Here is a 1,705-nt window from a genome sequence, read left to right as displayed (position 1 = left end):
GCGCGTCTTGACTTGATCCAGAGGGCGGGTTTCGTGCCACCTGAAACCCGCATTTAGGAGTGCGAGCATCGCCAGTATAGCCAAAGTAATGAATATCGCCTGCCATCCCAAGAACTCGCCGATCAATGCTCCGGCGATAGGGCCGAGCGCAGGCACGAACGCCAGCATCGAACTGAAAAGGCCGTAGATGACGACACCCTCAGGACGGTTGGCATAAACGTCGCGAACCGTCGCGAACGTCGCCACCAGCATGGCCGACGCGCCCACTGCTTGAAGTAGACGGAAAGCGACAAAGGCCGGTGCAGTTGAAGACCAAGCTGCTCCCAGAGACGCAATGACGAAAGCCGTTGCGCCCGGCGATTAAGTTAATAAACATATTAAATCATTAATTAGTTTTTGTAGTTTAGAGAGTTTATTTCTTAGGGTTTCTATTCCTCAATTATTCCGTATCCTTCTGGTGCAGGAATCCCATGTTCCGAAGAACGACTGACTGATTCCCACTCTTTCCATGTAAATATACGTTTTTCTGCATTTTCAACAGCTAAATCATATACAAGGCTTCCCAGAACTAATCGGAGAGGCGGATTCTCACTATTAACCAGTTTCATTATAGCTTCGGCGGCTAACTTAGGATCACTATCCACCGATTCGTTTGAATATTGTTGGGCCAACTTTTCACGTAATGAATCATACTCTTTTTTCTGTGTAGTAAAACTCATTTTTAAGTATAGATTCGTCCAGTAACCTCCAGGTTCTACGATAGATACTTTTATACCAAAATGTGCAGCTTCTTGTGCTAAAGCCTCGCTAAATCCTTCTAAAGCAAATTTACTAGCGCTATAGATTCCCGACATTGGACCACTAATCAGTCCACCAATACTAGATATCTGGATAATATGACCTGATTCTTGTGCCCGCAAGTACGGCATAACAGCTTGACTTACCCATACTGTACCGAAGAAATTAGTTTCCATTTGGCTTCTAACTTCATCTTCACTAAATTCTTCAATCATTCCCATTACCATATTCCCTGCATTGTTAATGACAATATCGAGTCTTCCAAAATGTTTAATGGCAGTTTCCACTGTAGTCGAAACAGCACTTCTATCAGTAACATCAAGACTTAAAGGAAGTAACATTCCTTCAAACTGGCATTTTAACTCATTCAGTTTTTCAATATTTCTAGCAACACCAACAACCTTCTCTCCTGACTCCAATGCTTTTTTTGTGAATTCGTATCCTAGTCCACTGCTTGCACCTGTAATAAACCACACACGTGTATTTTCATTGTTATTAAATGTCATAAATAATCTCCTCCATTAATCATGTAATATTGGTATCATTCAATACCAATTTAAAACAAACAAAATAAAGAGCACAGGCAATCTGCCTATGCTCTAAATATAGAAATATAAAATTTCAACAGGATTAATCCGATTGTTGGTATCACAAATAAGCCATCAAATTCATTGATGTACCCTTTTCTACGAAGTGTCATGGGAGATCTCCCTTTAAAATAAAAAAGAGGAAGATTCCTCTCCCCCTTTTTACTATAACCGTATAATAAAGGTTTCCTATACGTATAGGAAGAATAAACGCCCTTTTCACCCAAGTCCAACAGCTTTGGACCGCAGTTGACTCTTTCGACACCCCTGCGATGCAACCCAATCCGGCTGACGGGGAGCCAGCAACGCTGAAAATTTAC

The 1,705-nt window shown here is 41.7% G+C and carries 2 protein-coding genes and 1 pseudogene; all 3 read right to left on the bottom strand.

Going from position 1 to position 1,705, the window contains the following annotated elements:
- Positions 1-354 (bottom strand): annotated as a pseudogene (locus tag FTT88_RS17020) (MFS transporter); the annotation flags it as partial.
- Between the two features lie 74 nt (positions 355-428).
- Positions 429-1,304 (bottom strand): SDR family oxidoreductase, encoded by an 876-nt coding sequence (locus tag FTT88_RS17015; protein ID WP_078081115.1) that lies wholly within the window; start codon positions 1,302-1,304, stop codon positions 429-431.
- Positions 1,305-1,390: 86 nt separating this feature from the next.
- A partial coding sequence (locus FTT88_RS17195; protein WP_218944809.1) for a hypothetical protein occupies positions 1,391-1,705 on the bottom strand: 315 nt, incomplete at its 5' end.

Origin of the sequence: Acinetobacter sp. YH01024 (assembly GCF_013420195.1) — a bacterium.
Classification (GTDB): Bacteria; Pseudomonadota; Gammaproteobacteria; order Pseudomonadales; family Moraxellaceae; genus Acinetobacter; species Acinetobacter amyesii.
The sequence above is the reverse complement of the archived record's forward strand: the minus strand, read 5'-3'. Positions and strand labels throughout refer to the sequence as shown.

What these genes read in the sequence shown, in the direction of transcription:
- FTT88_RS17015 (WP_078081115.1), bottom strand. Translation starts at nt 1,304, where the DNA reads ATGACATTTAATAACAATGAAAATACACGTGTGTGGTTTATTACAGGT.